Raw genomic sequence first — 24,921 nt, forward strand, 5'->3', positions numbered from 1 at the left:
ACAGGTCAGGGCGTTCAATAAAATAAAAGCCGCTATCTGGGCGCTGATGTTGGGAGCAATTAGCGGGCTTGCCTGCGTAGTAGTTCGCATGACATTCCGTTTGCTCCAGTGGGTGTTTGTGCAGAATTCAGGGCTCCTCCCGGAAGCTGCAAGTCTCCTCGTTCCGGGTCGCCGCGCATTGACTCCAGTCATTGGTGCGCTCTGTGCGACGGGCGTAATTTGGGCAGTGCAGCGATGGTCCAGCGCAGGACCTTCAGTCGAGTATGTGGAAGCCGTTCGCTTTGATGACGGTCGGATTCCGTTCGCCTCTACCTTGTGGCGAACTATCTCTTCGGCGTTTTCCGTCGCTACAGGTGCAGCTATCGGACGAGAAGGATCGATGATTCAATTTGCGGCTGCAGTCACCTCCTGGATAGGTGCGCGTTCGCCTTTGAAATCTGTCCCGCTGTTACGACAGGTTGCTTACGGAACGGCGGCGGCGGTAGCTGCGGCCTATCAGGCCCCCGTGGCCGGGGTGTTTTTCGTATTGGAGATCGTTCTGGGTGAATGGATCTGGAGAGAACTGCCGCAACTCGCTCTCGCCTCTGTTGCAGGTTGGCTCGTAAGCCGACTGATCCTAAGCGCGGGACCTCTCTTCGTCGTACATAGCGCCTTTTCTCCTTCTACCAATGCACTTTGGACTTTGCCGCTGGCTATTCTGCTGGGTGTCTGTGGACCCATGTACCAGAAACTTCTCCGTAGTGCCCGCTTTGCCAGCCGCTGGCCGCTCGCGCTTGTATGGGGCGGCCTTGCGGTTGGGTTGTTGAGCCTATCCCGAACGACTGTCTGGGGTAATGGTGAGCTGGCGCTTATGAACATTCTGAAAGGGAACCAAGCATTGTCGAGCGTTGCCCTCGTACTTGGGCTGCGATTGATCGCAACGACTTTATGTGTTGGAACTGGAACGGTCGGAGGCGTGTTCACTCCGACCCTCTTTGTTGGCGCCGCTATCGGGCTCACATCAGCTCAGCTTCTCCATTCGACCGCTCCTTTGCTGCTTGCGGTGGTTGGCTTGAGCACGCTGCTTGCGGCAGTAACCCATGCTCCGTTTATGGCAGCGTCTATGGCTGTCGAGCTCACCGGACAATATCATCTTGCACCCTGGCTCCTGTTGTTGAACCTTCTCGCATCGCTGATCGCACGAAAGATTTCGCCTCACTCGCTCTATGCGATTGCCACACCAACGCCGATGGACACAGCATCTATTGCGTAGGACTGAATATCTTCATCCGCGAACACGAGCCGATGAATCTTAAGTGGCCGTTCGATCAGCCGAATCAGTTCCTCGCGATTAACCACTTGATTGGAGGTGCTTGAAGAGACGGGAACCTGTATCCTGAAGTCTAGGGTAAACGATGCGAAAGGAATCATTCAACCGGATCATCACGATAAACGCTTTGCTACATATGTCATCCATAACACCTTTGGCATTTGAAGAGACATTCGCTGATGATTGAGAACTTCCGTATTCGAGTCTTCAGGGCAGTAGCGGCTCACCTCAGCTTTAGCCGAGCTGCCGAGGAGCTTCTTCTCACGCAGCCAGCAGTGACTCAGCAAATCAAGGCTCTTGAAGACGAGCTCGGAGTATCGCTGTTCGATCGTGGCGGGGGGCGTATCGCACTCACTCCAGGTGGTGCGGCCTTACTACCCTTCGCAGACGAGATGAAGACATTAGGGGACGAAGCCGTTGCGGCGGTCGCCCGAGCATACGGCGAATATGCCGGAGAGCTCACCATCGGGGCCTCGCAGACAATTGGACAATATCTTCTTCCTACTTTCGTGGCAGCATTCCTTCGTACACATCCAAAGATCCGCATCACGGCTCGAAGTGGCAACACCGATCAGATGCTGGAAGCTCTCGTCGCCGGTGAAGTCCATATCGCATTGATCGAAGGGCCGGAGCAACGCAAGGATGTGCATATCGAAGCATTCATGGAAGACCATCTGGTTCTTGTAGTTCCCGCTTCTCATGGGTGGGCAGGCCAAGAGATCACACCGCAGGATCTCAAGTCTCAGCCTCTTCTGATACGCGAATATGGTTCAGGATCTCGCCGCATCGTTGAACAGGCGTTGACCAACGCCGGACTAAAGATGAAGGACTTGATCATCAGCATGGAGCTGGATTCAACCGAAGGGCTGCTCAATGCGGTTGAGGCTGGCCTGGGCGTTACCTTTGTCTCTCGCTGGGCGGTGCGTAATCAACTTGCACTGGGCACGCTTAAGCTCTCCAGAGTGGCAGGGCTGAGGCTCTCTCGCAGCTTTTCAATGGTCTACGCTGCAGGTCCTGTGCCGACAGGAGGTGTGGGTGCATTTCGAGGCTTTTTGCTTGCTCAGGCCTTTAATATGGCTCCAAAGCCGCGAAAGATCAAAAGTAATTACTCCAATGGCGGAGCCGAAACCTGATGATAAGTGGACTTATCAGTTTCTAAATTCTTGTGACAGCAAGTTCTGCTATCCCATTCGAAGGAGACTCAAGTGATCGAAAGACAACAATTGCTAATCGATCAAATTGACACCGCAATCGGCAAAATGATCTTAGTCGCAGACTTGGATGGGAACCTTCGCGCGCTCGATTGGGAGGACCACGAAACGCGCATGCAGCGGCTTTTGCAACGCCATTATGGGAAAAAAACGGATTCGTCCTCGAGCCCGCCGAGAACCCGAGCGGATTGTCGGATACGCTGCGTCGTTATTTTGCGGGTGATATCACGGCAATCGACAACGTCCCCGTCGCAACTGCAGGCACTGCATTTCAGCGCGAGGTGTGGCAAGCCTTGCGGGATATACCAGCCGGATCAACTTGGTCATATGCAGAGCTTGCCAGGAAAATCGGCCGTCCAAAAGCAGTTCGAGCAGTCGGCTTGGCTAACGGTTCAAACCCGGTTGGGATAGTTGTCCCGTGTCATCGCGTTATAGGATCCAATGGCTCTTTGACTGGCTACGGGGGAGGGATGAAGCGCAAGCGCTGACTGCTGGATCATGAGAGCGAACGCATCGAGAAATGCTGAAAGGCACCGACTTTATGCAAGTTGCGTGTTGCCTCTGCGATAGATTTGAAGAGTAAGCTGCTTTACGGCGAGCCTTAGAATGGTAACCGCCCAAAGATCATGATTTAGTCGAAAACTTCCCAACTTCGTAGTGCGTATTCGAAGCGCGTCATATCGACACTCTTACCTCGGAACTTGACGCCTTCCATCGCGAGCCGAAGACGCTGTTCAACTGCTCCGTCGCCGCGCAGTTTAATCTCTCCACCTGCACCCACAATCCTTTGCCACGGCAGACCGCCGAGAGGTTCTCTACGCAGGAGATTGGCTACAGCCCGGTGGTACAAGGGATAGCCTGCAGCTGCCGCAACCTTGCCGTATGTCGATACTTTGCCTTTAGGAACAGACCGAATGATCTGGCGAAAGGCATCATCACGCTGCTGGTTTTTGCGTAGCGAGTCTCTTAGAAGTCTTCGCCTGAAGTTCTGAGGCTCCTGTATCTTCATATTCCAGCGTACCGGTCATGGCCGGTCGTCGTCCAATGTACGAGAGAGATCAGCTTGCAGATACCTACTGCGAGAGCGTCAAGGAAGTTCTCGATAATGAAATCTTCGATTGTGAATAAACTTCGAGATTGCTAGAAGGGGGCTCGCCGACACACCACGCCATCGTGATTGTTGGAATAACTCGTTCAGACGTAACATTTTTACAGAGTTTCACGCAACTAGTTTCGGGCGATGATGCCGTTTCTAATTGCGTATCGTACCAAATCCGCAATTGAGCCGAGCCCAAGCTTCCGGCTGATATTGATCCGGTGGGACTCAACCGTTCGCATGCTGATCTGCAGCTGTATCGCCGCTGCTTTGCTTGTCATGCCATGCGCCAGGAGTCGCATAATCTCCCGCTCACGCTCGGTGAGGGATGTGCCTGTTCTCTTTATTTTTGGAGTGATGCAGCGTGTAAGGCACTCCATAGGAACTAGTTCTGATACCCAATCTGCAAAGAAGTGTCGATTTCTTGCCACTGCTTCGATCGCTGCTACCAAATCGCGGTCTGCGTCGCTCTTCAAGACAAAACCATGTGCTCCTGCCTGCAGAACTTCTCGAATGACTTGCTCTGAGTCATGCATCGTCAATACGATCACACGAATCTCCGGAGCCATTTCTGCAATCTGCGCAGCGGCTGCCGGGCCATTCAGCTGCGGCATCGAAAAATCCAGGATAGCGATGTCTGGTCTTAAACGAACTGCCATCTCTATGGCATCGATTCCATTGCTTACTTCGCCGACTACCTGCCACTCACTTTGAGTAGCCAGCAGGCCTCGCAACCCTCGGCGAATCAGGTCATGATCATCGGCGATCAAGATTTTTAGTTCAGCCATGAAAACTCATCTCAACTGGAATCGTTGCCATCACAGTCGTCCCTTCTCCGTTGCAATCGATTGTTAGACATCCCCTCAACTGCTCCACGCGCTCGCGCATCCCACTGATGCCTACTCCGCTCCTACTGTCGCGCGCCTGAATCAGCACTTCTCTTGAGTGATCCTTGCCTTCATCGCTTACTGACAACTTCAACCAATTTTGATTGCGATGCAGTGCTATACGGGCTATGGGACTGCCAGAGTGTCGCAGTACATTTGCAAGGCCCTCCTGCACAATTCGGAATATTGCTATCTCTACTTCATCAGGCAGCCTCCCCAGGTCGGAGCTTATTTCGAGTGTCACGCGAATACCGCTGCGCTGCTCGAAACCCTCTACCAGCCACGGCAGTGCCTGCGTGAGTCCTCCCTCTCCCAGCAAGGGTGGGTGAAGCAGGTAGGATGCGCTTCTTATCTTCGCCGAGCACTGCGATGCAATCTCCTTCGTCTCCTGGACCAGGGTCTTCAGCGCCTCGTCTCGATCTCCCACAAGATTTTTTAGCCGGGTCAGATTCCAGTTCAACACTGCCAGCTCCTGTGAGGTCGAATCATGAAAGTCTCGTGCAATCCGACGGCGCTCTTCTTGTTGCAGATTTTCCATCTGATCTGACATGACGCGAAAAACGGTCTGCGCATTGTTACGCTCTGTTATGTCCTGATAAAGGCCATATACGCCAGCCAGTTCGCCATTCACCATCAGAGGGATGCCATAGAGCTCGATGTCCACGACCATTCCATCGCGTCGTCGCCGCTGGGTCACCGTATGCACTTTGCGGCCTCGGAGCACCATTCCGCTCAGTTGCATTGCCTCTTCCACCATTTTAGGTGCGGCAATCAACTGGTCCAAATCTTGCGAAAAAAGCTCTTTCGATGTGTACTGAAACAGCTTTTCAAAGGCGGGATTGCACATCGTAAAGCGATGCTGCGCGTCGAGCGCGACGATGGCAATCGGACTATTTTCAATGAGAGCTCGCAGATAGGTCGCGGAGGCGCAAACATCCATCCGCGAAAATGGGAATGCGGTGTGAGTTCCGGAAAACTCATGCTCTTTCATGACGGCCTCGATCGTGACGATTTCTGGTTATCGTAAAAGCGGTCAGTATTGAATTCTGATATATGAAGTATAACCAGATTTTCTCATTCCATTGAGGACAATCGTCAAATTTTCCATTCAAACGTGTAAACGGCACCTAATCCTGACCGGTCGATATGAGATATCGATCGGGTCAGGATTAGATGCCGTCTGTTTCGAACTTAATTTAGGTCCCTGTACGGCGGGCTGGGTTTGCAGGAAGGGACTTACTTCGTCGTTGCGCTGACGAAGATATTCTTTGGGCACATCGCATGGACGCCTACATTACCATCCACGAGCTGAGTAATATCCATATCTACAGCCACGCTCGAAAGCATGTATGCATCGTCGCGTGTCATGTGCTTTTCTTCCACCAGAAAGTCAATCATGTCGCGCAGCGCGTGTTCGGTCGCCTCCTTTAGATCAGGGCTGAAACCCATTGTGATGTAGTGGGTTGGCGTCTCCGCCCGTGGCCAAATCAACGCCTTGTTCTTATGGAGCACGAATTTAAAGGTTCCAGTCAGGAACGTCTCCATTGCGGTGATGTCTACCTCGCCGTTGCCCTGTCCGGCATGGCCGTCACCGGCCACGAATAGGGCGCCCTTTGCGGCAACGGGGATATAAAGCGTGGTGCCGGCTACCAGCTCCTTGTTGTCCATATTGCCAGCATGAGCGAAGGGAGGTGCACTATCCACGCGACCGCCGCCAGGGGCCACGCCCATGCTGCCGAAGAATGGATGCAGCGGGATATCGATCCCCGGTGCGAAATGCCCAATCATCTTTTCCCGGTCAAGGGGGATTATGCGTTGCCGGCTGTACGGAAACTCCATCGGGAGAAACCCATGGTGTAAGCCGAATCCATTACACGCAAAGTTTGTATCGATATCGACCTTCAGGATCTGCACTTCCAGTACGTCGCCGGGCTCAGCGTCTTCAATCGCCACTGGACCGGTCAGGATGTGGCCTCCTGGACCCTTATCCTTCTCCGGATAATTTTTATAGATCTCATCGTTATAGGCTGGAATGTCTTCCGGCTTAACGCCTCGAGCAACCAGCCGGTCCGTTGGTCCGCATGTGGAGAGTGTCTGAATTTTGACCGTCTCGCCGCTTTTTGCCGTAACTGCTGGTTTTGCGTTGGCCGCATAGTGCCCCCATTCAACCGTAGATGATGTGGCGAGCACGGTATGATCCTGTGCCATCAATGTCAGAGAGCTCAGCATAATACCAGCAAGAAAAAACGTATGGCGCATGTAACCTCACTTGTTCGAAATGATTAAAACCTACCTGATTGCAGCAGTCACCCGATCCTTATTGGACCGGGTGACTGCCGGGCCGCTTAGTGATTTTTAGAATACGTACTTCAGTGCGAACTGGATCAACCGGGGAGAGCCGGCTGAGCTGGTGATCTGACCATAGGTCGCTGCATTCACCACCGTCGCCGGATTAGAATATTCCGGATGATTCCACACATTGAAGAACTCCGTGCGGAAGTCCAACGTCGCATTCTCACGAATGCCGCCAACCGTGGTCGTTTTCTGAATGGCAGCGTCCCAGTTATCGTTTCCAGGCCCGCGAGCCGCACCGATAGGGCTATTTCCAAAATCGGTAGCCGGAGCACCATTATTAAGAACGCCATTGGCAACAGCAGGCGCGGTCGTAAAGACTGCACTTGCACTACTGGTATTCCCGGGATTCAAATAAGTATTGTTCTTGACGCGGCTGAGCATGGTCCCGCCACCTTTATTCAGAATGTTCTTATTGCCCATCCCGGGTGCAAACTGCGCTCGCGCGTAGCTTTGAAGTCCATACGCCGTTCCATTGCCTGTATCGGTGAAGACCATTGGCTTACCCGACTGCAACGTCGTCGTGCCGCTGAGCTTCCATCCGCTCGTGACTTGACGCTCGATCCAATCACCGTTCTTCCAACTAGGTAGTGACCATACGTATGCAACCACCAAGCGGTTCGTACGGTCGTAGCCTGCAGGCCCCCAGCGGTCGTGGCGGTTGTTCGGATCATTGCTGTTACCGCTCCCGCCTTCAAAGACGCCATTCGTCCCATCGCCTCCAGTGACTGACGTCATTGCCTTGCTCCAGGTGTAAGCGCCCTGAACGTATACGCCATGGCTCAGTTGTCGCTTCACCGTCGTCTGCAGGCTGTTGTAGTTGGAGAAGCCGTAAGTCTCAATCAGTGTCACACCAGTCGGCGAAAATCCTTGATAAGGCACGCGGGCCTGTAGGTTAGCGGACGATGTCGAGTTTGTTGTCGCACCATTGATTGGATCTTCCGGACTGGCCAGAAACGCCCGGTTGATGTCACGTCCCTCAGACAGCCGGGTTCCACGAGTTCCCACGTAGCCAACTTCAAGCACTAGCTGAGCCGGCAGTTGTTGTTCCACCTCCAGGTTGTACTGTCCAACGCGCGGAACGTTTATATTTTCGGCGACTGCGGTTACTGTCTGCGGTGCGGCTGTCGGCGAAAGAAGCCGCCAAGCCCCAGGCGTAAGAGTCACGGTATAGGGAGTCTGGAAGGTCGAGGTCTGGTTATTTGCATTGGTCAGACTGGCCGAACTTACAAATGGCTGACCGCCGAGTGTCTGCAGCACGGAGTTGGCATTCGGCAAGGTATAGAAGATGCCGACGCCTCCACGCACAACCGTGGAACCGCTGGTTCCGGCAGGCTGCCATGCAAAGCCGAGACGTGGACCGAAGTTAGCCAACGGAATATCGTTGGCCGCAAGGCTTCGGCTTCCTATCTTGGTGACACCCGCAGGAACCGGCAACTGATAGTTGTTAGGGACGATGTATCCATTTAGAGTCCCTGCGCTGGGAAGCGGCTGAAACGGAGTCACGAGCGAAGGCCAGTAGCTGCTCTCTTCACCGTGTGCAAAGCTGATGTTGCTGTCCAGCTCCCACCGCAGGCCCGCGTTCACCGTCAGATTAGGACGCAGCTTGATATCATCCTGGATGAACATTGCGATATCGGTTCCGCGATAGCCCTTGTAATAGTTTCCCTGTTGGCTTCCGGCTGAGTTAACGTTGCTGTACCCCGAATGATTTTGTGCTGCACTCTCCCCAAGCAGAAAGTCTTGGAAGGTAGAGAAACCTAGGCTGCCGCGCGTTTGTTCCGGGTCATTGAAGTCGAACTGGTTCTTCTCGCCAAGGAAGCCGGCGCGGATGCTCTGCTTGCCGCTCGTCCAGCTAATCTGATCGTTGACTTCGAACGTGTTGACTACGGAGGATGACTCGTCGTTACCGCCTCCACCCAGCGAGAAGTAGCCTGTCACGGCCATCGTCGGCATCAACGGATAAGACGGGTCACTCGGCGCGGTCATGCCGATCTGGCTAGAGGTCAATATGGACTGCGTCTGGAGATGGCCGCTGCTCCGGATATAACCGATCAGTCCCTCGTTTAGGAAATGTGCGTTTAGCGCCGAAGTCAACTTCAGCAAAGCGACTTGGTCATTAAAGGTCGTTCCCACGCCGTTGCCCGGTGGGTTCGCAGCGGTAGCAAGGGGCTGATTCTCGGGGTAGTTCGCGTAGAAGTATCTCTCCGAAAGAGTATGCTTCGCGGAGAGGACGTAGTCTACGTTGATCATGAATTGATCTTCGTCGTAGGTCGAAGGAATGCTGAACGTCGATATTCCGATCGGATTTCCGTGCGAATCGAGCGTGTAACGCTGCGGCGTAGGAACTAAGTAGGTACCGTTTGCTAACTTCTGGTTCAATAGATTCAAGGCAACCGGATTAATGTTCGATCCGTTGCAGGACACTTCCGCCTGGGTATTACTTGGGGCATTGCTATACTGGCCGCCCTGGAATGGATGCCAGAATGGATTTCCTGGGCTGTAGGCCGGGCATCCGATCGCGCCTATCGCTGCAGCGCTTCGGTCGTTTGTAAGAGGAAACAAGGAGACGGTTTGGAGCGAACTGGCGCTGAGTCCGTTGACCTGGCGCGTTCCCTGATAGGTTCCAAAGAAGAAGAGCTTGTCTTTGATGATCGGCCCACCAATGGTTCCCCCGAACTGATTTTGCTTCATAGCGGGACGAGGCTGTCCGGCGATCTTCAAGAACGTATCATTTGCGTTCAGGACATCGTTACGGAAAAACTCCCACAGGGCACCGTGAAATTGATTCGTGCCTGTTTTGGTTACAACATCCACGTTCGCGCCAGCATCGCGCCCGAAGCCAGCGTCGTAGTTGGTTGTCTGAATCTTGAACTCCTGCAGCGCGTCCGGGCTCGGAATTGGTATACCTGCCTGCTGCACGAAATCGCCCGCACGGCCTGATCCGAAGTTGTTGATATCCGCGCCGTCCATATGAAAGTTATTACTGATGCTGCTGGCGCCATTTACGTATACGTCCGGCGTGCCCTTGCCCAGCGTAGCCGCGTTGTTCAGATCACCGGAGATGCCGGCGGATAGCGTCAGAACCTGCGTGTAGTTGCGGTTCGTCAGAGGAAGGTCCCGAATTGTCGAGCCGTCTACCACCGTCCCCAAGGTTGCATTTTCGACCTGTAGCGCCGGACTCTGTGAACTTACATCCACCGTTTCGCTCTGACTTCCTAGAATCAATTGTGCATCTGCACGTGCCGTCTCCGTAACCGTTACGGTGATTAGGCCAGGGTTCTCCGTTTTAAATCCAGGAGCACCGATGATCACCGAGTAGCTGCCCGGTGGAAGGAGGCCTACCGTGTATTGACCGGCTTTGTCTGTCGGGACCGTGCGCACCGCGCCTGTTCCTTCGGACTTCACCGTCACGGTTGCGGAGGAGATGACGGCACCTTGCGGATCAGTGACGGTACCGCGGATCGCGCCGGTAGTAGAGGTCTGGGCGACGGCCATTTGCACGGTCGTAAGCAGGATCAGGAGATGGAATACAATTCTGCGCTGGCCTGGAAGGAAGAAAGTCCAATTCATGTAGGAACCTCTTGGTTAGGGGTTCCTTTACTATGACGGAGGTCTCCGATTTGTGAAATCCGTATAAATACGGACTTCCCGATATTTGTTGAGTTTATCTGCCTAATCTTATTCAGGCTTTTGCCCGCAAATCGATGCAGAAGAACATCCTTACGCAACAAGATGCTCCTCTGCATTTTTTTTGAAACTATTTACTGCTTGGCTGAGGAGGTTACGCTTGATCCACGTGGCCAGCTGGGCTGTTGACAGCTTCAGCGCTTTCTACAGGGAACCTGAAAAAGTGGATGAGCGTGATTTATGCCGCCCTCTCTGTCGCCCAAACCGGAGGCGGGTAGTTTGGATGAAGGCTATCAGTACTGGCCGTAGTGACCTTTCACCGATTCGAGGAGTTTGATGGAGTCGTAAGCGATTCCGCCTTCAATCACAAACTCAACATTTTCAATGTCTGTGATGTGGGCGAGGGGATTACCTTTTACGACCATCAGATCGGCATCTTTGCCTACTTGTACGGAGCCGATATGATCCTGCTCGCCGAGGTAAATTGCTCCATTAAGGGTTGCGATTTTGATGGCTTCGGCTGGAGTGAATCCAGCATCCGTGACCAGAAGCTCGACCTCGTGTTGATCGCCGAATCCCGGCAACGTCGCACCGTTACCCGTAGGATCAAGACCGGCTATTAGAAGACCGCCGGCTTCCACAAACTTGTGTTCGAGCAGCGCGCCATTTTTGTAGTTGGTGGTGCTGCGTTGGAGAGCGGGCGAGTCGGGTGCTGTGTTGCGGCGGTTGCGGTTGTAAAGGTAGGCCTCAAGGGCTTGAGGTGTGAGCGTTGCAAGGGCCTTGGCGCGAAGAACAGGCTTGCCGGCGAGGTTGGCCTCGAAGACCGGCAGCGTGCTGGTGATGGCGACATGATGATCGACAAGCAGTTTGATGAGACTGGCTGCTTCGGGACTATCGGGTGTCATTTTTGCAAGGGTGGCGGAGCCGGTCTCGCGCGAGCATTGATCCGGCTGTTTGTCGGGATCAAGTTGGGTATTTACAAAGAACCCATGCTCGAGATTGTCGATGCCGAGTTCTGCCGCCTCGGGATACGTGACCGAACAGAGATGTCCCGTGACCTTCAAATGAAGGGCATGCGCGGCCTGGATGGCAGCCCCCAGCTCGGCGCGAGTGATATGCATGTAAGCTTTGAAGTTAGTGGAACCGGATGCGGCCCAAAACTTTACGAACGCGGTGGCGTCATCCGGTCCTGTGAGTGTGTGCATCTGCATAAAGATCTCGCTAGGACCCTGCAGATACGGGGCCGTCGGCTCGATATGCGGGCCAATGAGACTACCAGAGTCGATTAGGCGACGAAGATTTATATCCGCGTAGGGTTCGACGGAACCGGCAGTGCGAATCGTGGTGACGCCATTAGCCAGATACATCCGCGGTGCGGAGAAGGTCATCTGCGGCAGCAGCGTAGGAGGCTCGGATCCCTCGGAGTCAGTGTTTGGCCGTTGAAGGTAGTAGAGGTGATCGTGCATACCGACAAGGCCGGGAAGAACCGTGTAGCCTGTAAGGTCGAAGATCTCAGCATTGGACGGTACGGTGACGTCAGGGCCAATACTGGAGATTTTATTGCCTTCGATGAGAATGGTCTGGTCTTCGAGCGCCGCGACACCGGTGCCGTCGACGATTCGGACGTGCTGCAACACCTTTGCCGGAGAGTTTTTTCCATACAGATATTTGACGGCGACGGAGGATGGTGTGGGCCGCTGAGCTGACGCGACTAACGCGACAAGCAAGAAGGGAAGTAACAGAACGATAGTTTTGCGCATATGTGGGCGTACTCGAATGACAGAAGGATTGGGATTTAACAAAGTGTTGGTATTTTGTTATACCGGAACAAGTCGTTTTCGCGAATTGCTACCCTGACGTTTCATGTCCTTTGTTTCGCAATCGTTTGTGCTGGATGGTCTGATTAAATCTCTACAAGGGAGTTCTTGCTCCCAGATGTGCTGATTCAATCGCCTGTTAGCTTGGCAAGGACGGAGCGCAGCATACTTACTCGTCTCGTTGCTTGCAGAACCAGCCTAGCTCGGAGGCATGAGCGAAGCATTGCTGAATGGTTGCTGCCTGATCTTCTGCAGAGAGAACGCTCTCGAGAAACGCCTCTTCGAGCGCCAGGCCAAGAGGAGTGCCTCTCTGAAGCGCTGCGAATAAACGGAATGCTTCGCGGTCGATTCGCCTGTAATAGACCGAGTTTTCGTAACGATGAACCGCCAGATAGACAGAAGATCGGCGCATTTTGGGCAAACGCATCTTATGAAGTTGCTTGCGTTCGGATACCGCGTTGCTCATCATGTCGCTGGGGCTTGTCTCCCGATGTACGGCGAGGACAAGTTCATCTACCGGATATTTGAGGCTTAATAGTTGTAAGTGGGGCTGCAAAAATAGAAGTGATTCAGCGCCGAGAGAACTGAAGTCGGAGCCGAGTAACGCTGGAACAGAACCTCCATCGAAAGCTTCGACATAAGCCCATTCTAGCCGAGCGACATCGAGTATAAGGTCGTGGCGATTGGGAGCAAACTCGGGGTGCCCTTCGAGCCATTGCGGCAACTTAGATCCAAGGTTGCGAAGGGTGAACGATGTGGACGGATTTTCCTTCAGATACTCGAGGACCAGGCGATCAAATGGCTTATCCCCCAGGACAGCCTGCAGTCCTGGATAATCTTCCGCTACAGCTCCGATCACACGAAACCAGTACTGCCGGTTGTAGATCTCGAGCCGCTCAAATGATTCGAGGCGATCATTTGGCTTGATATAGCTTTGAGCAAGTTCATGAGTTGAACTTCCGTCCGCGGTCGTAGTCTGCATCAGGAAGTCGGAGGTCAGAGGCCTCATAACATCCTCAGCCATGCGTCGTTGTAGATCGAGAAGATTCACGACTGGACAACCTCAAGAGTAGGTGCGCCTACAGAATCACCCGGGATGTTGGAAGTAAATGAGGGATCAAGATACTGCATCGCCTTCAGCGCTTCAGTGTGAACCTCTTGGAACGAAGGAATGTTATCGTCCCACTCAAGCAACGTTGCAGTGGGACCTGTCCGCTCTATTGCTCGTGCGTAGAGACGCCACACTGGATCGAGAACGGGATGATCATGGGTATCCAGGATGTACTTCTCGAACTTCGAATGACCCGCAATATGTATCTGTGCAACCCGCTCAGCGGGAATGTTATTGACGTAGTCGAAGGGGTCGAAGCCGTGATTCTGAGAGGATACATAGATGTTGTTGACATCCAGCAGTATGCCGCAGTCGGCCGCCTCGACGACCTCATTCAGAAACTCCCATTCCGTCATTTCGGACTGATGAAACTCCGCATAACTGCTTACATTCTCGGCCGCGATGGGAATCTCAAGGAAGTCTTGGACTTCGCGAATGCGCGACGCCGTAGCTCGTACAGCTTCAAAGGTGTAGGGCATCGGCAGTAGGTCATGTGTGTACCGGCCGTCGACGCTACCCCAGCAGAGATGATCGGAGAGCCAAGGGGTTTTTGTTCGCCGCGTAAGTGCCTTAAGGCGCTTGAGGTGCTCCCGATCGGCAGGTTGCGCCGAACCAAAGTACATGGATACACCATGCTGAACCACACGATAGCGATCGAGGATTTGGTCGAGCGTGTATAGGGCACGGCCTCCATCAATCATGTAGTTTTCGGAGATGATCTCGAACCAGTCGACAACGGGTTTTTCGGCGAAGATATGGTCATAATGAGGAACACGCAGTCCGATTCCCACGCCGTAGTCGCAAAATCCATTGAAACGATTTGGTGGCATCACTTACTCCGTTAGACCGACGATTGAACGCTCGCTGGAGGCTTGAGAAGGAATTCAAGCCTCCAGCCGAAAGAAGTAGTTAGCTCTTTGCAGGCTTGGAGCCGTCAGTCGCGCATCCGCCCTTGCCCTTGCAGTCATTCTTGCCGGCATTCTTGCCGCCGCCCTGTCCCTTGCAGTCGTTCTTTCCCTTACAGGAGTGCTTGGGAAGATCGGGCTGTGTGCTCTGAGCGAGGAGGACACCTGCCTGAGAGGACTGGCTCGCGGTCGGCGTACCATTCGGCTGAACGGGCTGTGCGTTGACGCGGACTGCGGTACCACCGAGGAGGCCGGCGAAAGCGGCGGCCAGAGCGAGAGACTGTGTAGAATTCTTCATTGGAGATGCCTTTCTCTTAGTGGGCCAGCCGCTATGCGTACTGGGCGTTGATTTGGACTACGCTGAAACACAGCAGGTTGATAAAGGGTTGCACCTTCTCTTGTGGATCACCCATTGAGACTAACAAGGGGAGTAAAAGGTCACAGGAAAGTTTGAACAGGCAGTGAATTTTATGACGCCGTTAGTATCTCTTCCTCTATGAGGATGAGGTTGAGGTTGGTCGCTTTATCAGGTAACCTCCGGCGAGATGCGTTTTATTTCATCGTCCAGACGAGCATGCAGGCGCTCGCTGAAGCCAAGCGGTAACTCAAATACCCGGTCGTCCGCCGTGAGGATCAAGATGTTTCGCGTCGAGTCTAGAATTGCTGAACAGATCTCGCAGTGCTCAAGATGTTTCTGCACCTGTTCCAGTTGCTCTGGGGCGAGAGTCCCATCCAGGTAGCCGGAGATGTGCTCCCAGACATGCTTGCAGTCTATAACCATGGCAGCCACCTCCGCTTCGGACTCGTCTGTTTCAGCTGTGGAGCGAGCTTCTTTTGCAGCATCATGCGGGCACGATGCAGGCGCACCTTTACGGATGCAACGCTGATGCCAAGCGTCTCCGCCGACTCATTCACGGACAGCTCTTCAACATCTCGCAACAGAAAGATCTCGCGATAGATCAACGGTAGGTCGGTAATTGCCTGCTGCAATATCAACTTGACCTCCTGCCGCTCCAAAGCCTCAGACGGGATCTCCCGCCAGTCCCGCAAGAGCGCCGGAGACGCATGATTATGCTCCTCCTGCTGCTCCTCGATAGACTGAACCTTCATCGTCTTCTTCTTGCGAAGCCGGCTTCTTGCTTCGTTCAGGGTGATGCTGATGAGCCAGGTGCTGAACTTCGACTCAGCGCGAAATGCCTTGAGATTGCGAAAAGCCTTGAGGAACGCGTCCTGTGCCGCGTCTTCCGCGTCTGCCTCGTTTTGAAGCAACGAAAGTGCCATGCTGAAGACGCTGCGTTCGTAAGGTCGGATCAGGCTATGGAACTCTTGCGTATTACCTGAAAGGATTGACGCGATCATTTGCGCTTCATCCCTGCTACTGGAGATCTCTGTCATTGTTTCTCGACCCATGTCCGGAAACGCCTCGTCAGGATGGCGTCTATCGAAAACAGCCCCGCACCGAATACCAACACCATAGCGGATGCGAAGAAAAATGTGTAGGGATCGGCAATATAGAATTTGCCGGGATCTGAAAAGATCGAAGAGAGCGCTTCGCGGTCAGCAGTCCAATAAGCAACCAACATATTACCGGCAAGGAGAAATCCCGTCAGCCTTGATCCTAATCCCAGGATCAATAGAATTCCGCCGACAAACTCCAGGCCTGAGACGAAGTGCGCACTCACAGCAGGAAACGGAATCTGCAGACTGGTGAAAAAATCGGTAATCTTGTCCAGATGATGGAGCTTCCCCCAACCCGATTGAGCAAATTGCCATCCCCAGTACAGTCGGACTGCGAGAAGAAATGGAGATTGGAGATAGGAAGCCAAACGGCTGAAACGGTGGTACCACTGAATCAATGTTTTCATTCGCGACTCTTTTCTTTGGTCGGCCAACTCACTCGTGGCCGACACATGTTTAACGGTCTTCGAGATGTCTAATGTTAGAGACGTGGTCGACAGATTGGTTACAACACCCGGAAAGATTCGTGTACTCCTCCCGGTTGTCGCGCGTGACTCTGGGGTGCCTCCACAGCAAGTCTGACCATGACCATCATTGCGATCTCCTGTATGACCATTCTCTAATGGTGGCGATGGAGGAACTCGTGCGCTACCCACTCGGCTATCACAAGGGCTACCGTCAATAGAGAGATGGAGAACTGGAACAGCTCTGCTCGCCTCTGTTTCGAGGAAGAAACGCGAATCCTCCACTGCGATGCGGGTCGGGTACGCAGACTACGAACTCGCCATAGAACGTAGAGATTGATCAGGGAACCGATAAGGGCGACGGCCATCATTGGAATGCGAATAACATCGTTGTGGAAGCTGCCGCCCAGACGATTCAGGCCAAGCGCAGCAGCAAACGAACCCAATCCAATCGCGGCGCTGATACCGCTGAGCGCAATGACGGCAGTACAGGCGCTTTGCAACAGAATGAAGAGCAGACTGGTTAGATTGACCATCCACATCCGAGGATTTGCCACGGCGTCTGGATACGACTCTTGCTTCTCAAGTGTTTCCTTCATAACAATTGTTATATTCCTTGCAATGATTCCGGCCGCGACTCAGTCCGCAGTTCACGCTCGGGGTTGGAGTCGAGAACATGAATTTGGCTACAGTAATCTGAATTTTTTCTTTGTGACGGAGTGAGCCGTATTCTCGCAGGATCGTTTTTGCAAACTAGCTCATGCTTCCGATCTGAAATCGATGGAGCCGTATCAGCACTAAAAACGACGCGCCGCAGTCTTCGCATTAGATTCATATCAAGATCGTTCGATTAGACGGGACGCTGAAGCGATGTCTAAACTGCAGAGAAGTGAAGCGGGTCTAGCAGCGGATTGATTAAACCGCATCGACGACTCTAGCGAGAACACCAAGCGTGAGGCCTTCTGTCTCGGCAAGGACGATTCGTATCATCGGGGCACGGTTATGTTTATAGGTATCCAGTAGCTTCGGGCTGGCTTTGCCTTGGATGACGAACGCAAGATTCCAGCAACAGCTTGGGTATGTCCTGAATGCCGGTGTTCATTCTCTGCGCACCTGCAGGGCTGTGGATGTGAGGTCAGAGGCTGGACATCGAGATACCGAAGGTAGAGTCGAATTCGTGGTGTATCTAACTAAAGTCGCAGGCTACCGGAGCTTCGAGGGCGGACTGTTTGTGTAACCACTCATTTCTGGTGGGGGGCGATTGATTACCAGAACATCTTCCTTCTGATGTCGTTTAGCTGAAGTCATCAAATAAGTAATTCATGCAACTAAAAAGTTATTGTAAAAATTGAACGAACATGCTTGCGCCGTTTGCCTCCAAGAGCTTAGGCTAACCTCGAAACAGGATCGACGGGCCACGCTTTTCCGCTCAGGAGGCAATAACCGTGCAGAATTCCTCGCTCGCAACCATCTCAGCTGCCCTCCCGACTCATTCAATTCAGAGCATCGCCAGTCACTTTGGGGCATCGGAAACAACTATCCTCGATGGCCTCCAGTCATCCGTAGCCTCCGTTGCCAACGGCCTTGCTCAAAAGTCGGGCGATCAGGGTTTTGTCAGCCAAGTCTTGAAGTTAGCCTCGGCGACCCCGGAGAACGCTATCAGTTCTGCGCTGTCCAACGGCTCACTGACTACCCCTGCCTCTACCTTCCTCACAGGAGGCTCTCAGTTCCTTTCGACTATCTTCGGCGGACGACTGAGCGCTATCACGGAAGCACTTGGGAGCAAGACTGGCCTGCGTACCTCGGCAGCTTCCACCCTGCTGGCAATCGGCGCCCAGACAGTGCTTGGCTTCATCGGCAGTAAGGTTCGTGATGGCAGCGTTAGCCTAACGAATCTCCCAAGCTTCCTCACTCGTGAAAGCGACGCGTTGAAGGGGCTACTTCCGGAAGGCTTCCACCGCCAACCTGTCCCTGTTTCCACGCATAAAGTAGACGTCAACCCGGTTATAGCTCAGTCCGTGCGCGACGAAGAGCGTCGCTCTATCCTGCCCTGGCTCCTCGGCCTGTTAGTGCTCGCGCTCTTGCTGGGCTTCTGGTGGAATCGCTCGCATCAACCCATAGTTGCAACCCAGCCGGAGACAACCGTTCCCGCCGTGTCTGCTCCAGTACCAGCCACAATCACATCTTCCACTGGCGCCGACCTTGGCACCTTGGTTGACGCCACTCTGCCCGACTCCACCACTCTTCACATCCCCGAGCGCGGCGTAGAAGGCAAACTCCTGGCCTTCATCAAAGATCCAGCTCGTTCTCCTGACAAAACTTCATGGTTTGACTTCGACCGTCTCCTCTTCGATACCGGCTCAGATACCTTACAACCCCAGTCCGCCGACCAACTCAACAACATCGCCGCCATCCTCAAAGCCTACCCTGCAGTCCACCTCACCATCGGCGGCTACACCGACAACACCGGCGACGCCGCGCAGAACCTGAAGCTCTCTCAGGACCGCGCTAACAGCGTCGTCAATCAGTTGGAGACCATGGGCATTGACCGGACCAGGCTGGTCGCCAAAGGATACGGCGAGGACCATCCCGTAGCGGACAACTCCACTGCGGATGGTCGAGCACTCAACCGGCGCATCTCGATGCTGGTCACAGCCAAGTAGCGACTAGCCCCTCATATCCCGCTTTGCTTCGAGGTTCTTCATCATGAATCCGTCCCTTAATCATTCGGACGCGGTTGATACCGCAGTCACGAGAGTCGACCGCGAAACCGTCATCCCGGTCTTTGAAGAAGAACTCTCCGTTACCAAGCGCGTTGTCGAAACTGCACGGGTGCGTGTCTCCCGAGTCACTCATACTCACCAGCAACTGGTGGATGAGCTCCTGCAGTTGGAAAAAGTCGAGGTCGAACACGTCCCCATCGACCGACAAGTTGAGGTCATGCCCTCCATACGCCAGGAGGGCGATGTCACCATCATTCCCGTCGTTGAAGAAGTCCTTAAAGTGGAACGGCACTTAGTACTTAAAGAAGAAGTGTACATTCGACGGATTAAACAAACAGAACGGTATCAGGAATCAGTCACCTTGCGGAGGCAGGAAGCCGAGATAACTCGCCTCCCCATAGAACAGCCTGCGGTCCCTGAAGCGGGGGCTCAATCCAATGCAACCGAACCCAGAAAGGAATACAAATGAGCGCCTACGAGAAGATCGTTACACTATTCGATACCGCGGAGCATGCACAGTCCGCCGAGACCAACCTCCAGCACGCAGGTTTTCACGACGATGAGATCAGCATCGTCAGCGGGAAGGATCTCCCCAAGAGCGATACCGCTTTGCGCGAGCCAGGCCTTTGGCATCGTCTCTTTGGCGGAGACATCGAACAGCATGAAGCAACCGTCTACGCGAAGGCCGTCGAGTCCGGCGGAGTCGTTCTCACCCTCCGCGCTGCACAAGAAGACGTGCCCAAAGCGATAGCGATCCTCAACCAGCACAACCTGGTTGACGTAAAAGATCGCGCTGTCGATACCGGCGTCATCTCAAAGGAGTCCGCGGCAACCATTGCTGCTCCGGCAGCAGCAGCAGCCGCCGTCGCTGCTGCTGCTTTGCCAGCAAGACCCGTTACCTCCGACCTCGGAAAAGAGCAGGTCCTTCGTCTCGCTGAAGAGCATCTTGAAGTAGGCAAGCGGCTGGTCGAACAGGGCACCACGCGCATTCGCCGCTTTGTCACAGAGAAGCCGGTTGAGGAGAACGTGACCTTGCACGAAGAGCATGCCGAAGTTGTGCGCCGCGCCATCTCAGATCCTAATTACGTTAAGGATATCGACTGGTCCGATTCGACGATCGAAGTGCTCGAAACCGCAGAAGAGGCCGTTGTTTCGAAGTCCTCTCGTATCGCCGAAGAAGTAGTCATCGGCAAGACCGGCTCCGATCACGTCGAAACGGTACACGACACGGTTCGTCGTCAGCAGGTCGAAGTCGAGCGCGTTCCAGCCAACAAGAAATAGCAGCAATGTAAGGATGCGTCCGACACAACCGGAGGAGGAGATATTTCCCTTCGGTTGTGCCGGACAAGCTCGCACTGTTTGCACCTAAATCTCAAACTTTGTCCGGGAGGGACATCCGTGGATCTTCATTGGATTTACGATTTGTCTAACTGGCTTCTCGGAACGTTAATCGTCGGCATCTTCATCATTGTTGGTTTAGCCGGACTCTATCTCACCCGGCCTCTGGTCCGTCGCCTTCACCTGATCGACCACTCCCACAACGACATCGTTGGCTTTTACCTCGCCGCAGTCACCGTCTTTTACGGAATCACCCTCGGACTGGTCGCCGTTGGAACTTGGGAGACCTACTCCGAAGTTGAGAACAAGGTAGATCACGAAGCCATTGCTGTCGGCGCACTCTACCGCGACATCAGCGCCTACCCTGATCCTGTTCGCTCTGCTTTGCAGAATGATCTGCGTACCTATATCCGTCAGGTCATCGACGTCGGCTGGCCCATGCAGCAGCGAGGCATTGTGCCCAACAACGCCAGTGGCGCCCTATCAGATTTTCAGAGAGACTTTATGTCCTTCGAGCCCAACACTGAAAGACAGAAGATTATTGCGGCGGAGGCCTATCGCGCCTTTAACGACCTCACCGAAAGCCGCCGCGCACGTTTGAACAGTGTCACCGACGAACTACCCGGACCCCTCTGGCTCGTCGTTGTAGCGGGCGCACTACTCAGTATCGCGAGCACATGGTTCTTTCACACTGCAAGTTTTAAGATGCACTTCTGGATGACAATTATATTTTCAGCTCTCATCGGGTTGCTCATCTATCTCGTCGCTTCACTCGACAATCCTTATCGCGGACGTGTCAGCGTCAGCCCAGAGGCGCTCGAGCGTGTCTACGAGCAGATCATGTTCCCACAGCCGAAGTGATTCCCGCTGCGCAGACAGCAACGTCAGACCTAAGCGGCTTCGGTGAGCTCCTCAACCAGCCTGATCGTCACCGAGTCTCCGTTATCGATGGCCACCAGGTACCCCATCTTCGGAACGATCGCCACATGCGAGCTAGCTTGGCAGTGACCATCTTCACGTAGTTTGTGTCCAACAATTGCAGCCAGTCTTGCTCTGGTAAATCTGGTTCTCAGCTCGTCAGCCATTCGCGTTCCTCTTTCGTTTTGAAGGATTTCGCCACTCGCAAACATAAGGAGCGGGTGTCCAATATCAAAATAGGAAGAATAATTTTGCCTATCATACACGAGCTGCACAAAAAATAGTGCAACTAATCTCTTCAGCCAAATCATGCAGGTCTTTAATCTGATTGGTTCTAAACCGGATCGAGTGAAGTAGAACCGTCTCTTCCAAGAAGCGCTTGTTGGTAACTGATCTCTTGAAGAAAATCAGACGCCAGCTAATCTATGTTGCTTGCATTCGCTCTCATACTTCCGTAGCGCGCTCAACACTCAAGGATCGTCTCACTCTCATGCTGAACTCAGATGGGTTCTGAGCACTCCTTGAAGGCATTTCGTGTCTTTGCTCTTACCATTAGCGAACGTGTGCGGCGAAGAGTGCATGATGCGCCAGGATGAACAGCGTCTTCTGATCCTTGTCTCCGAAGACAAGATCCAGTGGGCGCTCCGGCACATCGATCTCCGCGATCTGCTTGCCCTGTGGGCTGTAGACGAAGATCTCGCCGTTCGCCACGTAGACATTCCCCTTGGCATCCACCGCAACACTCTCGCCTCCGCGGTCAGTGAATCGTTTCAGATCCGTCAGTGTTCCGTCGGAGTTAACCAACGCGCTGTATGTGATGTCCTCCGATGCACTGCTGACATAGACGCGGCTGCCGGGCGTGGCATGGATGAAGCCATACGTATCCAGATTGTCGGAGAAGCGCCAGCCCGAGGTATCCGTCGCAGGACCCTGCTGAAAGACACGCCCCGCGAGTAGAAATACGCTGCCGTCAGGCGAAACATACTCACGCGCCTTCGGGGTGGAGACGTCCTGCGCAAACATCTCTGCAAGCGTGGTGTAAGTCATGGCCTGGGGATGAAGCTGGTCCTTGAACTCACCATTGTTCCAGTAGTTCATCGGCAACAGCGCCGTTGCGCCGGCGTGTTGCGTGGTGGGCTGCGGCTGCAGCACCGTGATCTCGCTCTCCGGCGAACCAGGGCGGAACGTGTACACCGTACTCTCTGGGCCGCTGGATGATAGCACCAGCAGATCGCCAGCTTTATCGAAGGCCAGGTTAACCGGGTCGAGCGGCGCATCTCGTTCAATGCTCAGTCCCTCCGCGCGCGACCAGCCATAGATCCGCTGCTCATGCCTGTCTACAAAGTAGAGCTTGCCTGCAGCATCCACGGCCGCGCCTGCGATAGAGAAGAAGCCATCCTCCAGCTTCTCCACACCGTTATCGCTGAGCACCGCAGACGTACTCTGAACCGCAGACCGCACCGGTTGCGCCAGAATATCGAGCACCGCAAACTCGCGCTCGCGCACCTCGAGGTGATGCGTTACGTCCATGATGGCGTTCTCATACGGATACTTGCTCACCCGCAGAAACGTGCCGCAACCGTTCGCATCGCACGTCGCATAGCCACTCTCAGCATTCACATGTACGTTACGGAAGTGAATATCCTGCGAGTGGAAGACGCGCACTGCCGTGGGGAACGGAGCGCGGCTGCGCGTGACGCGGTATGCATGATAGTTGGCAATGGTGATATTCCGTGAAAAACTGATCTCCAACGACAGCGCCTCCGGGCTCTCACCTGCTTCTTCCTCTGTCTGCGGCGCGTCGATGTTCCAGTTCTCTACGTGATCCAGCTTGATCTCCACGCGGACGTGGTGCTCGTTCGAGAGTTCGTAGACGTGGCCAGGCGTCTTCGTGTCGGAGACGTAAAAGCCGGCCTGCGCAAAGGTATTCGGAGTCCAGATGTTGGCGAAAGTACCACCGCCTCCATGCGTGATCCACAGACTCGGATACTGACTATCCCAACGCTTTTTCAGGTCCGGATCGGCAGTGTGATTGTTGTTATATGGGTTCGTGCCGCTGCCGTGTCCGCCGAGATAGCGCACATCATCAATCAGCGACTGCTCTCCCGCCATCCACAGCGTGCCCACCGCGCGCGGGTTCACGCCGTTGGTGAGGATGCCGATGCCGGAGAGGATGTTCGTGCCGCCCGATTGAGCGAGCACCACCGGCTTCGGCGTACCCACGCCTCGAAAGCCAGGTGTATCGTCCGGCAGATCGAGCTGCGTTAGCGTAGGATGCAGGCCGACAAGTACCGTATCCGGCTTCAGCGTCAGCGTGTCGGTCACGATGTAGTGGCCGCTGGGAAAGTACAGCACGCGATGCGATGCAATGGCGCGCTGGATAGCCTCAGTGTCATCCGTTGTGCCATCGCCCTTCACGCCCAGGGTCTTTACGTTTGTCCAATCACTTGTCTGCGGCAACGCTGGGAAGGCCGGTGGCAACGGCGCAGGCATGGATGCAAGCGGCGACGCGTCATAACGCAGGCCGATGCTTCCCATCACACCCTCGGTCGGCACGATCAACCCATAGTTAAAACTGCTTACACGGTACGCGTCGCCTTTTCCTGCGATCTTCCTGCCGCTCTCGCGGAACAGCGCGAAGGTTGGCGCATGGCTCAGCGTTGCGTTCTCGAATCCAATCTCGTTTAGCGGACTCTTCTCGCTGCTGATCGTGACGACCGGGCCAGTGATGTCTTCGAAGCGACTGTCCTTCACCCAAAGCTGGTCGTAGTACTGCGGGTCAATATCAATGGCCGCTGGCACATTGCGAAAGGTATCGCGAATCAGCGTAAGACCAGTCTCATGCTCGCGAATCGCCGACTCGCGCTGGCCTTCAAAGGTGGAGTCGATCAACGTGAACTGCCACGCCGGCGAAGTCTTTTCGGTGAGGATGCCATAGCGGCCACCGTAGATGTGCAGGTCTTCTGCCTCGTTGCCTACCTGCGTCAGTGCGGCCAACCCGGAGCCGACGTGGAAGTCCATATGGCTGAGAAATGCATGCTGGGCTGCATGGAATCGGATGCCAATGGCAGCAGGATTCCCACTGCCGATTTCAAAGTCGATATTACTCATCGCAGAGTAGAAGGTGCCGGGGGTTGCATCGGCAATCTTCGGATCAGGAGGCACGCTACCCGGCGGCGGAAACGGCACCTCCGTATCGTCAGAGCGCGAGGCGTTGGGCCGAGGACCGGTAAATATAACCATATCGGCCACGCCCTTCTGAAAGCCGGGCGTATTGTCCGCAAGCACAAAAATGGGGCGCTTCTCGCCGAAGCCGATGACCCGCACGCCCGGCCACACGTACAGCGTGCGCGTCAGGCAATAGCGTCCTGAGGGAACGAAGACCAGGCCTTCGGAGCCTGTTCCTGCTGCCTTATCGATGGCGCGCTGCAGCGCGGCAGAGTCGTCCGCCACGCCATCCGCACGCACCCCGGTGACGATCACGGCCTTAGGATCATCCGGCTGCGTGCGAAAGACGGACACAGCAAAGACCGGAGTACAAAACAAAAAAAGAAGCAGGGCAGACAGCAGACGACGTCGCATGAGGAGTTCCTTCCCGACCATTATTGTCATCCGCAGCCCAAAGCGCTACATCTGCATCAACGTCAACACCTGCTGCTCCGAAACAATCAGCCCATGAGTCATAAATGACGAGTGACGAAT

Annotated in this window: 22 protein-coding genes and 1 pseudogene; 7 read left to right on the plus strand and 16 right to left on the minus strand. The window is 54.3% G+C overall.

Annotated elements, in window-relative coordinates:
* Positions 1 to 88 precede the first annotated feature (88 nt).
* From GSQ82_RS07980 to GSQ82_RS25010, 3 genes are all read left to right on the plus strand, one after another.
* Positions 89 to 1,252: a chloride channel protein gene (locus GSQ82_RS07980; protein WP_158791767.1), complete on the plus strand. Its 1,164-nt coding sequence runs from the start codon at positions 89 to 91 to the stop codon at positions 1,250 to 1,252.
* 236 nt (positions 1,253 to 1,488) lie between these two features.
* Complete coding sequence (locus GSQ82_RS07985; protein ID WP_158791768.1) at positions 1,489 to 2,442, plus strand: LysR substrate-binding domain-containing protein; 954 nt, start codon at positions 1,489 to 1,491, stop codon at positions 2,440 to 2,442.
* Positions 2,443 to 2,801: 359 nt separating this feature from the next.
* Entirely contained in the window at positions 2,802 to 3,008 is a 207-nt protein-coding gene (locus tag GSQ82_RS25010) for a methylated-DNA--[protein]-cysteine S-methyltransferase (protein ID WP_305794666.1), read from the plus strand.
* A 143-nt stretch (positions 3,009 to 3,151) separates the two neighbouring features.
* Here GSQ82_RS25010 and GSQ82_RS07995 read toward each other — a convergent pair whose 3' ends face one another.
* The 14 genes and pseudogenes from GSQ82_RS07995 to GSQ82_RS25655 form a co-directional block, all read right to left on the minus strand.
* Complete coding sequence (locus GSQ82_RS07995) at positions 3,152 to 3,529, minus strand: MGMT family protein (protein ID WP_158791769.1); 378 nt, start codon at positions 3,527 to 3,529, stop codon at positions 3,152 to 3,154.
* A gap of 218 nt (positions 3,530 to 3,747) precedes the next feature.
* Complete coding sequence (locus GSQ82_RS08000) at positions 3,748 to 4,404, minus strand: response regulator transcription factor (protein ID WP_158791770.1); 657 nt, start codon at positions 4,402 to 4,404, stop codon at positions 3,748 to 3,750.
* On the minus strand, positions 4,397 to 5,494 hold the full coding sequence (locus tag GSQ82_RS08005) for a PAS domain-containing sensor histidine kinase (RefSeq protein WP_158791771.1): 1,098 nt from the start codon (positions 5,492 to 5,494) through the stop codon (positions 4,397 to 4,399). Before GSQ82_RS08005 ends, GSQ82_RS08000 begins: the two co-directional genes overlap by 8 nt.
* A gap of 245 nt (positions 5,495 to 5,739) precedes the next feature.
* Entirely contained in the window at positions 5,740 to 6,762 is a 1,023-nt protein-coding gene (locus tag GSQ82_RS08010) for an acetamidase/formamidase family protein (protein ID WP_158791772.1), read from the minus strand.
* Positions 6,763 to 6,858: 96 nt separating this feature from the next.
* Positions 6,859 to 10,428, minus strand: a complete 3,570-nt coding sequence (locus GSQ82_RS08015; protein WP_158791773.1) for a carboxypeptidase-like regulatory domain-containing protein — start codon at positions 10,426 to 10,428, stop codon at positions 6,859 to 6,861.
* Between the two features lie 350 nt (positions 10,429 to 10,778).
* A complete protein-coding gene (locus GSQ82_RS08020) occupies positions 10,779 to 12,245 on the minus strand; it encodes an amidohydrolase family protein (RefSeq protein WP_158791774.1) in 1,467 nt (488 codons plus the stop codon).
* A 226-nt stretch (positions 12,246 to 12,471) separates the two neighbouring features.
* On the minus strand, positions 12,472 to 13,353 hold the full coding sequence (locus tag GSQ82_RS08025) for a DNA-binding domain-containing protein (protein ID WP_158791775.1): 882 nt from the start codon (positions 13,351 to 13,353) through the stop codon (positions 12,472 to 12,474).
* Complete coding sequence (locus GSQ82_RS08030; protein WP_158791776.1) at positions 13,350 to 14,243, minus strand: DUF692 domain-containing protein; 894 nt, start codon at positions 14,241 to 14,243, stop codon at positions 13,350 to 13,352. The genes GSQ82_RS08025 and GSQ82_RS08030 overlap by 4 nt, the downstream gene beginning before the upstream one ends.
* Before the next feature lie 79 nt (positions 14,244 to 14,322).
* Positions 14,323 to 14,616, minus strand: coding sequence for a hypothetical protein (locus GSQ82_RS08035; protein ID WP_158791777.1), 294 nt, complete (start codon positions 14,614 to 14,616; stop codon positions 14,323 to 14,325).
* A gap of 228 nt (positions 14,617 to 14,844) precedes the next feature.
* A complete protein-coding gene (locus tag GSQ82_RS08040; protein ID WP_158791778.1) occupies positions 14,845 to 15,099 on the minus strand; it encodes an anti-sigma factor in 255 nt (84 codons plus the stop codon).
* Positions 15,090 to 15,728 carry a sigma-70 family RNA polymerase sigma factor gene (locus GSQ82_RS08045; protein WP_371417182.1) on the minus strand — a complete coding sequence of 213 codons (639 nt, stop codon included), beginning with the start codon at positions 15,726 to 15,728 and terminating at the stop codon, positions 15,090 to 15,092. The genes GSQ82_RS08040 and GSQ82_RS08045 overlap by 10 nt, the downstream gene beginning before the upstream one ends.
* A complete protein-coding gene (locus tag GSQ82_RS08050) occupies positions 15,710 to 16,183 on the minus strand; it encodes a DoxX family protein (protein WP_158791780.1) in 474 nt (157 codons plus the stop codon). The genes GSQ82_RS08045 and GSQ82_RS08050 overlap by 19 nt, the downstream gene beginning before the upstream one ends.
* 212 nt (positions 16,184 to 16,395) lie before the next feature.
* The gene (locus tag GSQ82_RS08055) at positions 16,396 to 16,839 is read right to left on the minus strand and encodes a hypothetical protein (protein ID WP_158791781.1); all 444 of its coding nucleotides are present in this window, start codon (positions 16,837 to 16,839) and stop codon (positions 16,396 to 16,398) included.
* 316 nt (positions 16,840 to 17,155) lie between these two features.
* Positions 17,156 to 17,296: pseudogene (locus GSQ82_RS25655) on the minus strand (hypothetical protein); the annotation flags it as partial.
* Between the two features lie 389 nt (positions 17,297 to 17,685).
* Between GSQ82_RS25655 and GSQ82_RS08065 the strand changes: the two are divergent.
* From GSQ82_RS08065 to GSQ82_RS08080, 4 genes are all read left to right on the plus strand, one after another.
* Positions 17,686 to 18,903, plus strand: coding sequence for an OmpA family protein (locus GSQ82_RS08065; protein ID WP_216847042.1), 1,218 nt, complete (start codon positions 17,686 to 17,688; stop codon positions 18,901 to 18,903).
* Positions 18,904 to 18,946: 43 nt separating this feature from the next.
* Entirely contained in the window at positions 18,947 to 19,432 is a 486-nt protein-coding gene (locus GSQ82_RS08070) for a YsnF/AvaK domain-containing protein (protein ID WP_158791782.1), read from the plus strand.
* Positions 19,429 to 20,244, plus strand: a complete 816-nt coding sequence (locus tag GSQ82_RS08075; protein WP_158791783.1) for a YsnF/AvaK domain-containing protein — start codon at positions 19,429 to 19,431, stop codon at positions 20,242 to 20,244. The genes GSQ82_RS08070 and GSQ82_RS08075 overlap by 4 nt, the downstream gene beginning before the upstream one ends.
* A gap of 141 nt (positions 20,245 to 20,385) precedes the next feature.
* Positions 20,386 to 21,162: a DUF4239 domain-containing protein gene (locus GSQ82_RS08080; protein ID WP_158791784.1), complete on the plus strand. Its 777-nt coding sequence runs from the start codon at positions 20,386 to 20,388 to the stop codon at positions 21,160 to 21,162.
* Positions 21,163 to 21,191: 29 nt separating this feature from the next.
* Here the strand turns inward: GSQ82_RS08080 and GSQ82_RS08085 are convergent, their stop codons facing one another.
* Positions 21,192 to 21,530 (minus strand): hypothetical protein, encoded by a 339-nt coding sequence (locus GSQ82_RS08085; RefSeq protein WP_158791785.1) that lies wholly within the window; start codon positions 21,528 to 21,530, stop codon positions 21,192 to 21,194.
* Between the two features lie 241 nt (positions 21,531 to 21,771).
* Positions 21,772 to 24,801, minus strand: coding sequence for a glycosyl hydrolase family 28-related protein (locus GSQ82_RS08090; protein WP_158791786.1), 3,030 nt, complete (start codon positions 24,799 to 24,801; stop codon positions 21,772 to 21,774).
* Positions 24,802 to 24,921: the final 120 nt, after the last annotated feature.

It is taken from the genome of Granulicella sp. L60, assembly GCF_009765825.1.
Taxonomy (GTDB): Bacteria; Acidobacteriota; Terriglobia; order Terriglobales; family Acidobacteriaceae; genus Edaphobacter.